Annotated in this window: 11 protein-coding genes; 10 read left to right on the plus strand and 1 reads right to left on the minus strand. The window is 66.8% G+C overall.

The features are described 5' to 3' along the window. The first annotated feature begins 26 nt into the window (after positions 1 to 26). The 3 genes from ACYVBN_RS02805 (at position 27) to ilvD (ending at position 3,415) form a co-directional block, all read left to right on the plus strand. Positions 27 to 950, plus strand: coding sequence for a 2-hydroxyacid dehydrogenase (locus ACYVBN_RS02805; RefSeq protein ID WP_460599194.1), 924 nt, complete (start codon positions 27 to 29; stop codon positions 948 to 950). 19 nt (positions 951 to 969) lie between these two features. After that, positions 970 to 1,497, plus strand: coding sequence for a SixA phosphatase family protein (locus tag ACYVBN_RS02810; RefSeq protein ID WP_460599195.1), 528 nt, complete (start codon positions 970 to 972; stop codon positions 1,495 to 1,497). A 67-nt stretch (positions 1,498 to 1,564) separates the two neighbouring features. Continuing rightward, positions 1,565 to 3,415 (plus strand): dihydroxy-acid dehydratase, encoded by a 1,851-nt coding sequence (gene ilvD / locus ACYVBN_RS02815; protein WP_460599196.1) that lies wholly within the window; start codon positions 1,565 to 1,567, stop codon positions 3,413 to 3,415. Between the two features lie 36 nt (positions 3,416 to 3,451). Here ilvD and ACYVBN_RS02820 read toward each other — a convergent pair whose 3' ends face one another. After that, positions 3,452 to 3,901 carry a GNAT family N-acetyltransferase gene (locus ACYVBN_RS02820; RefSeq protein WP_460599197.1) on the minus strand — a complete coding sequence of 150 codons (450 nt, stop codon included), beginning with the start codon at positions 3,899 to 3,901 and terminating at the stop codon, positions 3,452 to 3,454. Positions 3,902 to 4,211: 310 nt separating this feature from the next. On the opposite strand from ACYVBN_RS02820, the gene ACYVBN_RS02825 reads away from it, so the two are divergent. The 7 genes from ACYVBN_RS02825 (at position 4,212) to ilvC (ending at position 11,282) form a co-directional block, all read left to right on the plus strand. Beyond that, a complete protein-coding gene (locus tag ACYVBN_RS02825) occupies positions 4,212 to 5,111 on the plus strand; it encodes a type 2 periplasmic-binding domain-containing protein (protein WP_460599198.1) in 900 nt (299 codons plus the stop codon). Between the two features lie 28 nt (positions 5,112 to 5,139). Then, the gene (locus tag ACYVBN_RS02830; RefSeq protein WP_440283770.1) at positions 5,140 to 5,877 is read left to right on the plus strand and encodes an amino acid ABC transporter permease; all 738 of its coding nucleotides are present in this window, start codon (positions 5,140 to 5,142) and stop codon (positions 5,875 to 5,877) included. After that, positions 5,877 to 6,575 carry an amino acid ABC transporter permease gene (locus ACYVBN_RS02835; RefSeq protein ID WP_440283771.1) on the plus strand — a complete coding sequence of 233 codons (699 nt, stop codon included), beginning with the start codon at positions 5,877 to 5,879 and terminating at the stop codon, positions 6,573 to 6,575. The genes ACYVBN_RS02830 and ACYVBN_RS02835 overlap by 1 nt, the downstream gene beginning before the upstream one ends. Before the next feature lies 1 nt (position 6,576). After that, positions 6,577 to 7,425 carry an amino acid ABC transporter ATP-binding protein gene (gene ehuA / locus ACYVBN_RS02840; RefSeq protein WP_460599199.1) on the plus strand — a complete coding sequence of 283 codons (849 nt, stop codon included), beginning with the start codon at positions 6,577 to 6,579 and terminating at the stop codon, positions 7,423 to 7,425. Between the two features lie 404 nt (positions 7,426 to 7,829). Further along, positions 7,830 to 9,659 (plus strand): acetolactate synthase large subunit, encoded by a 1,830-nt coding sequence (locus ACYVBN_RS02845; RefSeq protein WP_460599200.1) that lies wholly within the window; start codon positions 7,830 to 7,832, stop codon positions 9,657 to 9,659. Beyond that, positions 9,659 to 10,171 (plus strand): acetolactate synthase small subunit, encoded by a 513-nt coding sequence (gene ilvN / locus ACYVBN_RS02850; RefSeq protein WP_440283774.1) that lies wholly within the window; start codon positions 9,659 to 9,661, stop codon positions 10,169 to 10,171. The genes ACYVBN_RS02845 and ilvN overlap by 1 nt, the downstream gene beginning before the upstream one ends. Positions 10,172 to 10,247: 76 nt before the next feature. Beyond that, the gene (gene ilvC, locus ACYVBN_RS02855; RefSeq protein WP_440283775.1) at positions 10,248 to 11,282 is read left to right on the plus strand and encodes a ketol-acid reductoisomerase; all 1,035 of its coding nucleotides are present in this window, start codon (positions 10,248 to 10,250) and stop codon (positions 11,280 to 11,282) included. Positions 11,283 to 11,397 lie beyond the last annotated feature (115 nt).

Consider the following 11,397-nt stretch of genomic DNA (forward strand, 5'->3'; position numbering starts at 1 on the left):
AGTGGACATCGATTAGGTTCAGGGACATGACTGTCGTGTCGTTGCCCGAGGAGCACTGGATCACCGAACTCGCGGATGTCGACGGGGTGCAGTTCGCCCTGTGGGACATGAAGGATGCTCCGCCGCGGGACGACATCGAGCTGGTGGTGCCGCCGTACATGGGCAATCCGCAGCGGCTGGCTCGGCTGGCCGAGCTGCCGAAGCTGCGGGCGGTGCAACTGGTGACCGCCGGCTTCGAGCACGCGGTGCCCTATCTGCCGGCAGGCGTCGCGCTGGCCAACGGACGCGGCATCCACGACACCTCGACGGCGGAGCTCGCGGTGGGCCTTGCCATCGCCGCGCAGCGCGGCATACCGCAGGCGGTGCGCGCGCAAGAGGACGGTGAGTGGCTGCGGTTGGCGGGTATGCCGTCCCTCGCCGACCGGCGGGCGCTGATCGTCGGTTACGGCTCGATCGGCGTCGCCATCGCGAAACGGCTGATGGCCATGGAGACCGCGGTGACCGCCGTGGCCTCGAAGGTTCGGGACGGTGACGAGCTCGTCACACACGTCCACGGCATCGACGAGTTGCCGCAGCTGCTCCCGGAGCACGACATCGTCTTCCTGATCCTGCCGCTGACCGACCGGACCCGGCACCTGGTCGACGCCGACTTCCTGTCCCGTATGCCGCCGAATGCGTTGCTGGTCAACGTTGCTCGTGGCGGCATCGTCGACACCGACGCGCTGGTGGACGCGTGCGCATCGGGTCGGGTGCGTGCTGCCTTGGACGTTACCGACCCGGAGCCGCTCCCACCGGAGCACCCGCTGTGGCGCACCGAGGGTGTGCTGATCACTCCGCACGTGGGCGGCGCGTCCACCGCGTTCGAACCACGTGCCCTGCGACTGCTGCGCGAAGAGTTGGCCCGCTTCGCGACGGGCTCGCCGTTACGCAACGTCGTGACGACGGGATAGAGGTGTAATGCTCGGTGGCATGAGCCCCGCGACACGTCAGCTGATCCTCGTCCGGCACGCCAAGGCAGCCGACCCCGACAGCGCCCGAACCGACCACGACCGCCCGCTCACCGATCGTGGCCACGCCGACGCGGAGGCGCTGGGGCGCTGGTTCAAGGAGCAGGGCCTGCGGGTGGACCTCGTGCTGTGCTCGACCGCGGTGCGCACCCGGGAGACGTGGGCCGACATCGTCGCGAGCAGTGGCCTGGGTGCGCTCGTCGTCAACGACCAGCGCATCTACAACGCCTCCGTCGACCGGCTGGTGGAGGTCATCGCGGAGGAGGGCGGCCCCTCCCGGTCCATTGCGGTCGTCGGGCATGCGCCCGGTATGCCGGCGCTGGCGGCAACACTCACCGAAGGCTCCACCGCCGATTCGGCCGGGCCGACGCTCGAGGCCGGCTACCCGACCTGCACCGCCGCGGTCCTGGAGGTGGACGCGAAGTGGAAGGCGCTCGCACCGGGCACCGGCCGGCTGGTGGCTGTGCACACAGCCCGGTCGTCGGAGTAACCACGAGCACTCGTCCACGCAGTGGGATCACCGTCCCAGTCCGTGGACGGCGGCGTAGACTGTGGCGATGCCAGCTCTGAGGTCACGGACAACCACTTTCGGTCGTGCTGCCGCGGGCGCCCGCTCGCTCTGGCGCGCGACCGGTATGACGGACAGCGACTTCGGCAAGCCGATCGTCGCGATCGCCAACTCCTACACCCAGTTCGTCCCGGGTCACGTGCACCTCAAGGACGTCGGCGAGATCGTCGCCGAAGGCGTACGCGCCGCCGGCGGCGTGCCGCGCGAGTTCAACACCATCGCGGTCGACGACGGCATCGCGATGGGTCACGGCGGCATGCTCTACTCACTGCCGAGCCGCGAGATCATCGCGGACTCAGTGGAATACATGGTCAACGCGCACACCGCGGACGCGCTGGTGTGCATCTCCAACTGCGACAAGATCACCCCGGGCATGCTCAACGCCGCGATGCGGCTCAACATCCCGGTCGTCTTCGTCTCCGGTGGCCCGATGGAGGCCGGCAAGACCGTCTCGGTGGACGGTGTCGTGCACCCGTCCTCGGACCTGATCACCTCCATCTCGGCCTCGGCAAACGACAATGTCGACGACGAAGCACTCGCCGCGGTCGAGAACTCCGCCTGCCCGACCTGCGGCAGTTGCTCGGGCATGTTCACGGCCAACTCGATGAACTGCCTGACCGAGGCACTCGGCCTGGCGTTGCCCGGCAACGGTTCCACGCTGGCCACCCACTCGGCGCGTCGCGCGCTCTTCGAGCGGGCCGGGCGCGTCGTGGTCGATCTGGCGCGGCGCTACTACGAGCAGGACGACCATTCGGCACTGCCGCGCAACATCGCCACCTCGGCCGCCTTCCGCAACGCGATGTCGCTCGATGTCGCGATGGGCGGTTCGACCAATACCGTGCTGCACATCCTGGCCGCGGCGCAGGAGGGCGAGGTCAAAGACTTCGATCTGGCCACCATCGACGAGATCAGCCGGCGAGTGCCGTGCCTGTCCAAGGTTGCCCCCAACTCGTTCTTCCACATGGAGGACGTGCACCGGGCGGGCGGCATACCGGCGATCCTGGGGGAGTTGCGCCGCGCAGGGCTGCTCGAGCGTGACGTGACCACGGTGCACACCTCGTCCTTCGACCAGTGGCTGGACGACTGGGACATCCGCTCCGGCAAGGCGACCGAGGAGGCCGTCGAGCTCTTCCACGCCGCCCCGGGTGGCGTGCGCACCATCGAGCCGTTCTCCACGGACAACCGCTGGGCCGACCTCGACACCGACGCCGCGAACGGCTGCATCCACGACAAGGAGCACGCCTACACCGCCGAGGGCGGGCTGGCGATCCTGCGCGGCAACCTCGCCGTCGACGGGGCGGTCATCAAGACCGCCGGCGTCGAGGAGGAGCTGTGGCACTTCGAGGGTCCGGCGCGCGTCGTGGAGTCGCAGGAGGAGGCCGTCGAGGTCATCCTCAACAAGATCATCCAGCCCGGAGAGGTGCTGGTCGTGCGTTACGAGGGCCCGGCCGGCGGGCCCGGCATGCAGGAGATGCTGCACCCGACGGCCTTCATGAAGGGCACCGGGATGGGCAAGAAATGCGCCCTGGTCACTGACGGCCGCTTCTCCGGCGGCTCGAGCGGTCTGTCCATCGGTCACGTGTCCCCGGAGGCGGCGGCCGGTGGCGTCATCGGCCTGGTCCAAGACGGCGACCCGATCCTGATCGACGTGGTGAGCCGCACCCTGGAGGTGCAGGTCGACGACGCCGAACTGCAGCGCCGCCGCGCCGAGATGGAAGCGTCCGACCAGCCGTGGCGACCCGTCTCCCGTGACCGCGTGGTCACCAAGGCACTGCAGGCGTATGCCGCCATGGCCACCTCCGCGGACCGCGGCGCGGTCCGTGAGGTGCCGACGCACTGACGGCAGCTCACCGGGCCGGCGCGGACCGGCAACGTCTCAGAGGTCCAGCTTCATCAGCCGGTCGGTGGTCTCGAATCCCATGGACTCGTAGAGCGTGATGGCGACATCGTTGCCGCCGAAGACGTGCAGGGCGAGGCTGCGGTAACCGTTGTCCCGGGACCACTGCTGCGCCTCGCGCATCAGCTGCCGGCCGTATCCCTTGCCGCGTGCATGCTCCTCGACCTGGACCTCGTAGACGAACGCGACGTCCGTGCTCTCGCCGCGCGGTGCCATCCAGAGCCGCCCGAGGCGATGACCGTCGTCGTCCTCGGCGATGAGCACCGCGTGCCCGGGTGAGAGTCTGCCGCCGGGGAAATAGTGCTCGGTCTGCCGATCGAGGTCCTCGGCAGGTCCGCCTCCCATGGTGCGCATCTGCTCGGCATACTCCCGCATGGAGATGGCGATGAAGTCGGGCCGTTCGTCGTCGGTGATCGGTCGTACACGCATGGGCGCACCTTAACCCTGTGCCGGCTGTGATCCACGACACAGATGAGGGCGAAAACCGGCCCGAACGTCTCGAAGTGATAACGAAGATTGAGGGCGGACGACCGCCTGCAGCGAGTATCGTCTACTTGTCGACAATGTGTCGTTCCCGCTGGTCAGAGCCTCAGAAAGGACGATATTGAGCTGTCGAACAGCAGCCGGTCAGGCTGCTTTCGCGTCGTTGGAATGTTCTGCGGTCACGACATAGCCTCGAAAACCCGTTCACCCGGAGGTGCGCTCGGCGTGGCTCCCCATGTGTCGAAAGGCCCACAACATGACGCTGCGATCACGACGCGCAACCGCCGTTGCCGCTGTACTCACCGCGGGTGCGCTGGCCCTCGCCGGCTGCGGCTCGAGCTCGAAGGACGACAAGGGCGCCACCGTGGACTCGCTGAAGAAGGCCGGCAAGGTCGTCGTCGGCATCAACGGTGAGAACCCCTACAGCTTCATCAACAAGGACGGCAAGCTGGACGGCGCGACGATCGCGTTGGACCGCGCGGTCTACAAGGAGCTGGGGATCAACAAGGTCGAGGGCAAGAAGGTCGAGTGGGACGCCCTCATCCCGGGTCTGAACTCCGGTCAGTACGACGAGGTCAGCGCGGGTATGTCGATCCTGCCGAAGCGGTGCGAGAAGGCCGCTTTCAGCTACCCGGAGATCACCTACGAGACGGCCTTCTTGGTGCCCAAGGGCAACCCGAAGGATCTGCACACCATGCAGGACCTCAAGGCCAAGAAGGTCAACCTGGTGACCGAGAACGGCGCCATCGAGCAGGGCTACGCCAAGACGATGGGCATTGCGACCCAAACCGTGGGATCTCCCGAGGAGGGGTTGCAGGCGGTCGAGAGCGGGCAGGCGGACGTCTTCGCGCTGACCGCGATCTCGTTGCGCACACTGGTCAAGACGCAGAACGCCCAGGACAAGGTGGAGGTCACCAAGGCGTTCACGGCGACGGTCGATGGCAAGCTGCAGATCGGTGCCGGCGCGGCAGTCTTCCGCAAGGGCGACACGGAACTGCTGAAGGCCTACAACAAGGAACTCAAGAAGATCATCGACGACCCGAAGCGGTTCAACGAGATCGTCGGCAAGTACGGCTTCACCGAGGCCGAACGGCCCAAGGGCAAGACCACCGACACCGCCTACCTGTGCTCCGGCAAGCTGCCGGATGCCAAGTAGATGATCCGACGGCCGGAGCCCGTCGATCGTGTCTGAGTTCTCGTCGATCGCACCCACGGGTGTCGTCGACACGTTGCAGAACAACTGGTCGGATCTGCTGAGTGGTCTGCGCATCACGTTGGAGTTGTCGGTCTTCGGCGGCATCGTGGCGTTCATCGTCGCGGTGCTGCTGGGGCTGGCCTCCCTGTCCCGATCTGCCGTGCTGCGCGGCGTCTCCCGGGTCATCGTGGAGTTCTTCCGCGGCACGTCCCTGGTCGTGCAACTGTTCTTCTTCGCCTACGTCACCCCGCAGATCTTCGGCTGGGGCTCCCATCTGCTGCTCTTCGGGATCTTCGCCCTCGGGCTCAACTACGGCGCCTACGGTTCCGAAGTCGTGCGCGGGTCGATGAACGCCGTGCCGCCGGGTCAATGGGAGACGACCACGGCCTTGTCGATGCCCTGGATCCTGAAGGTGCGACGGGTGATCTGGCCGCAAGCATGGGCGCTGATGCTGCCGGGGCTGAACAACCTGATGGTCATGCTGGTCAAAGGCACCGCGATCGCCTACTTCATCGGGCTCTACGACCTGACGTACGTCAGTGACGAGTTGCGCAAGGGTGGCGCCGACATGTGGACCGTCTACGGGATCGCCTTCGTCATCTACTACTTCGTGGCGCTCGCCTTCTCTGCAGCCCTGCGCGGACTGGAAGCCCGCGCGCAGCGCAGACTGGGCATCCGGCCATCCCGCACCAAGACCACCCGCGCGACGGCGGAGGCGGTGGCCTGATGCAGTCATCTGTGACGTGGGACTGGAGCATTGCGCACGAAGCGTTCCCCGACCTACTCAAGGCATTCCTGCAAGTGACGCTGGTCGTCACCGTGGCCGCGTCGATCCTGTCGGCCATCCTCGGGCTCGTGTGGGCGGTGGCACTGCGCGAGTTGCCGCGACCCGTGAGCGCGTTGCTCGGCTGGGTGCTGGGCGTCATACGTATGACGCCGCTGCCGCTGCAGTTGCTGATCGTCACCTACGGGATCGTGACACCGTGGGGCTGGCTCGCCCACACCAGCGGACCGGATCAACTCCGACACCGACTGATCATGATCGGGATCGCGGTCTTCTCGGTGCACTACTCGACCTACATGGCCGAGTCCTACCGGGCGGGCATCGAGTCCCTGCCCAAGGGGCAGTGGGAGGCGGCGACCGCGCTGTCCCTGCCACAGCGCCGCACCTGGCGCGCGGTGGTGATCCCACAGGCGCTGCGCGCCACCTTGCCGTCGTTGGGCAACTGGGCGATCGCGATGTTCAAGGACACCCCGTACCTGCTCGCGATCAGCGTGCCGGAGATGGTGTCCGAGGCCAAACGGGTCGGCGGGGCGCACTTCAGCTATCTGGAGGCGTTCACCATCGCCGGTCTGATCTTCCTGGTGGCGAGCTACCCGACCGCCATACTCATGCGCCGATTGGAGAAGAAGCTTGCCTACTGAGATGACCGACGGTCCGGGCGCACCGGACCTGTCCAAGGAGGCGGACCGCCGTCCGCAGGCCCGTCCCGCCGGCAGCGGTGCGGGCACCCCGAGGGTGGCGTTCGACGACGTCGAGAAGCGGTTCGGCAAGAACGTCGTGCTCAACGAACTCAACTTCCAGGTCGCCAAGGGCGAACGGGTGACCCTCATCGGCCCGAGCGGATCGGGCAAGACCACGATCCTGCGCCTGCTGATGACACTGGAGGAGTTGTCCGGCGGCTACATCTACGTCGACGGCGACCCACTCACGCACCGGAAGAACGACGCCGGCAAGCGCGTCGCGATGAAGCCCAAGGAAGTCTCCGCCATCCGCAAGCGGATCGGCATGGTCTTCCAGCAGTTCAACCTGTTCCCGAACATGTCGGTGATCGAGAACATCACCGAGGCGCCGATCCATGTGCTCGGTCAGTCCAAGGACGAGGCGCGGGCGAAGGCCAAGGGGCTGCTCGAGCAGGTCGGCCTCGGTGACAAGGCCGACGAGCACCCGACGCGCCTGTCCGGCGGTCAGCAGCAGCGGGTCGCGATCGCGCGTGCGCTCGCGATGGAGCCGGAGATCCTGCTGCTGGACGAGGTCACCTCGGCGCTCGACCCGGAACTCGTCGGGGACGTGCTGGGCGTACTGCGGGACGTTGCCAACACCACGGACATCACCATGCTGCTGGTGACTCACGAGATGCAGTTCGCCCGTGACGTGTCACATCGCGTGATGATGTTCGACTCCGGCCACATCATCGAGGAGGCCACGCCCGACGCGATGTTCTCCGACCCGCAGCACGAGCGCACCAAGAAATTCCTCCAAGCGGTGCTCTGACTCCTTGGCCAGGTGCTCCTCCTCCGGCTGAGCTCGCGGGCTCGCCCAGCCGGCATCGTCGTACCTGCGTCACGACACCATGACGTCAGCGTCCTCCCGGCTGAGCTCGCGGGCTCGCCGGCCGGGAATCGTCGTTCCCGCGATCCCGACACCATGACGTCGGCGTCCTCCCGGCTCGCTCAGTTCAGCGTGTCCTACGTCACTGTCCGCACTTTGAGACTGCAATCTCAGAATATTGACGCTCCGTGGCGGTCGCACGACACTGGAGCGGTGGCACGAATTCTCGTACTTCCAAGGCGCGCAAGCTGATTCATTCGGCTCGCGCGCTGACCCTCACTGCCCGGACTCCGGGATGAGGGTTTTTTTATGCGCGAGGGTGCTTTCCGACAGTTAAGGACGACAAGGTGACAACGCATACGCCCACCCCGGCAGACATTGCGCCGACGGTCAAGCAACCGGCTGCGCCCCAGGATGTGACCGGTGCGCAGAGTCTCGTGCTCGCGCTCGAGGCGGCCGGCGTCGAGGTCGTCTTCGGGTTGCCGGGCGGGGCGATCCTGCCGGCATACGACCCGCTGCTGGACTCCACCAAGGTGCGCCACATCCTGGTCCGTCACGAGCAGGGTGCCGGCCACGCGGCCGAGGGCTATGCCTCGGCGACCGGCCGCGTCGGCGTCTGTATGGCGACCAGCGGCCCCGGCGCAACCAACCTGGTCACTGCCATCGCCGACGCCTACATGGATTCGGTGCCGATGGTCGCGATCACCGGCCAGGTCAGCTCCAGGACGATCGGGACCGACGCCTTCCAGGAGGCGGACATCCGCGGCATCACCATGCCGATCACCAAACACAGCTACCTGGTGACCGACCCCGCCGAGATCGCCGGTGCGGTCAAGGAGGCGTTCCACATCGCCTCCACCGGACGTCCCGGTCCGGTGCTGGTCGACATCACCAAGGACGCGCTCGTCGGCAAGACCGTCTTCGAGTGGCCCGCCGACATCGGTCTGCCCGGCTATCGCCCGGTGACGCGACCGCACCACAAGCAGATCCGCGCCGCCGCCAAGCTCATCCGCGACGCCAAGCGCCCGGTCTTCTACCTCGGCGGCGGCATCGTCCGCGCCGAGGCCGCGGACGAGCTGCGCGAGCTCGTCGACCTGGCAGGCATCCCGCTGGTCACCACGCTGATGGCTCGAGGCGTCGTGCCCGACAGCCACCCGCTGCACCTGGGCATGCCCGGCATGCACGGATCGGTCGCGGCCGTGACGGCACTGCAGAAGGCCGATCTGCTGATCGCCATCGGCACCCGCTTCGACGACCGGGTGACCGGACACCTGCCGTCGTTCGCCCCCGGTGCCAAGGTGATCCACGCCGACATCGACCCGGCCGAGATCTCCAAGAACCGCGTCGCCGACGTCCCGATCGTCGGCGACGCCAAAGCCGTCATCACCGACCTGATCACCGCCCTGCGTGCCGACCACGAGTCCGGTCGCGCCGGCGACTTCACCGCCTGGCAACAGCGCACCCGCGGCTGGGCGGACACCTACCCCCTGGGCTACAGCCCCGCCGAGAATGCGACGGCGATCCCGCCGCAATACGTCATCGAGCGGATCGGCGCGCTCACCGGGCCCGACGCCGTGTATGCCGCAGGCGTCGGCCAGCACCAGATGTGGGCCGCGCAGTTCGTGCAGTACGAACGCCCGAACGCGTGGCTCAACTCCGGCGGCCTGGGCACCATGGGCTACTCGGTGCCGGCCGCGATGGGTGCCAAGGTCGGCGAACCCGACCGGGTCGTCTGGGCGATCGACGGAGACGGCTGCTTCCAGATGACCAATCAGGAGCTGGCCACCTGCATGATCAACAAGATCCCGATCAAGGTCGCGATCATCAACAACTCCAGTCTCGGCATGGTGCGGCAGTGGCAGACGCTGTTCTACAACGAGCGCTACTCCAACACCGACCTGCACACCGCCGTCGGATCGCGCATCCCCGATTTCGTCAAACTGGCCGAGTCCTACGGTTGCGTCGGACTGCGCTGCGACAAGACCGAGGACGTCGACGCAACCATCGCAAAAGCGTTGGAGATCAACGATGTTCCGGTCGTGATCGACTTCGTGGTCGAGCGCGATGCAATGGTGTGGCCGATGGTCCCGGCCGGCGTCAGCAACGACCTGGTCACCACGGCACGGGCGATGACGCCCGTGTGGGACCGCGACGACGACGCAGAGGGGAGCCGCTGATGGCGCGTCATACCTTGTCGGTGCTGGTGGAGGACAAGCCCGGTGTGCTCGCGCGCATCTCCGGGCTGATCTCCCGGCGCGGCTTCAACATCGACTCACTCGCGGTGGGACCGACCGAGAACGACGAGGTCTCCCGGATGACCATCGTCGTCGACGTCGACGAGACCGCCCTGGAGCAGGTGACCAAGCAGCTCAACAAGCTCATCGAGGTGCTCAAGGTCGTCGAACTGGAGCAGACCGGGTCGGTGCAGCGTGAACTCGTGCTGATCAAGGTCCGCTGCGACGCGGCCACGCGTGCCGAGATCGTGCAGATCACCCAGATGTTCCGTTGCAACGTGGTCGACGTCGGTCTCGACGCGGTGGTCATCGAGGCGACCGGCACCCCCGGCAAACTGGATGCGTTGCTCGAGGTGCTCGACCCCTACGGCGTGCGCGAGATCGTCCAGTCCGGACTGGTCGGTGTCGGCCGGGGCGGCAAGTCCATCACCGACCGCGGCCGCCGCAGCGCTTGACGCCAGCTCGAGCAACGCGCCATACAGTCCTCGAAATACTTTCTGTAGCAATTGAATTCAACATTAGGAGATTCCAGTGGCCGAGATGTACTACGACGACGACGCCGATCTGTCGGTGATCCAGGGCCGGAAGGTCGCCGTCATCGGCTACGGCAGCCAGGGTCACGCTCACGCGCTCAACCTGCGTGACTCCGGGGTCGACGTCCGGATCGGCCTGCGCGACGGTTCCAAGTCCACGCAGAAGGCCGAGAACGAAGGCCTGCGTGTGCTGCCCGTCGCCGACGCCGTCAAGGAGGCGGACGTCGTCGTCATCCTCGCGCCCGATCAGGTGCAGCGCACCCTGTATGCCGAGGAGATCGAGCCCAACCTCAACGCCGGCGCCGCACTCGTCTTCGGCCACGGCTTCAACATCCGCTACGACTACATCAAGCCGCAGGCGGACGCCGACGTGCTGATGGTCGCACCCAAGGGTCCCGGGCACATCGTGCGCCGCGAATACGTCGACGGTCGTGGCGTCCCGGTGGTCGTCGCGGTGGAACAGGACGCCTCGGGCACTGCCTGGGACCTGGCGAAGTCCTACGCCAAGGGCATCGGCGGCCTGCGCGCCGGTGGCATCAGGACGACCTTCACCGAAGAGACCGAAACCGACCTGTTCGGCGAGCAGTCGGTCCTGTGCGGTGGCGCGTCGCAACTGGTGCAGTACGGCTTCGAGGTGCTCACCGAGGCCGGCTACCAGCCCGAAGTCGCCTACTTCGAGTGCCTGCACGAACTCAAGCTGATCGTCGACCTGATGATCGAGGGCGGCATCGCCAAGCAGCGTTGGTCGATCTCCGACACCGCCGAGTTCGGTGACTACGTCTCCGGCCCACGCGTCATCGACCCGCACGTGAAGGAGAACATGAAGGCCGTGCTGGCCGACATCCAGGACGGGTCCTTCGCCAAGCGGTTCATCGACGACCAGGACGCCGGCGCACCGGAGTTCAAGGCGTTCCGGGAGAAGGCCGCCCAGCACCCGATCGAGACCACCGGCAAGAAGCTGCGTGGCCTGATGAGCTGGCTGAAGGACAGCGACACCGACACCGACTACGTCGAGGGCAGCGCGGCCCGCTGAGTCTCTGCTTCGACTCCTCGCAAGGCAACGGGCGGTGGTCGACGAACCAGTTCGTCGACCACCGCCCGTTGCATTGCTCGTCGTCGCCGCGCAGGTCGGCTTGTCGTTCGGCCCG

It is taken from the genome of Flexivirga lutea (assembly GCF_054778955.1).

What these genes read in the sequence shown, in the direction of transcription:
- ACYVBN_RS02805 (WP_460599194.1), top strand. Translation starts at nt 27, where the DNA reads ATGACTGTCGTGTCGTTGCCCGAGGAGCACTGGATCACCGAACTCGCG.
- ilvN (WP_440283774.1), top strand. Translation starts at nt 9,659, where the DNA reads ATGGCGCGTCATACCTTGTCGGTGCTGGTGGAGGACAAGCCCGGTGTG.
- ehuA (WP_460599199.1), top strand. Translation starts at nt 6,577, where the DNA reads ATGACCGACGGTCCGGGCGCACCGGACCTGTCCAAGGAGGCGGACCGC.
- ACYVBN_RS02820 (WP_460599197.1), bottom strand. Translation starts at nt 3,901, where the DNA reads ATGCGTGTACGACCGATCACCGACGACGAACGGCCCGACTTCATCGCC.
- ACYVBN_RS02825 (WP_460599198.1), top strand. Translation starts at nt 4,212, where the DNA reads ATGACGCTGCGATCACGACGCGCAACCGCCGTTGCCGCTGTACTCACC.
- ilvD (WP_460599196.1), top strand. Translation starts at nt 1,565, where the DNA reads ATGCCAGCTCTGAGGTCACGGACAACCACTTTCGGTCGTGCTGCCGCG.
- ACYVBN_RS02835 (WP_440283771.1), top strand. Translation starts at nt 5,877, where the DNA reads ATGCAGTCATCTGTGACGTGGGACTGGAGCATTGCGCACGAAGCGTTC.
- ACYVBN_RS02810 (WP_460599195.1), top strand. Translation starts at nt 970, where the DNA reads ATGAGCCCCGCGACACGTCAGCTGATCCTCGTCCGGCACGCCAAGGCA.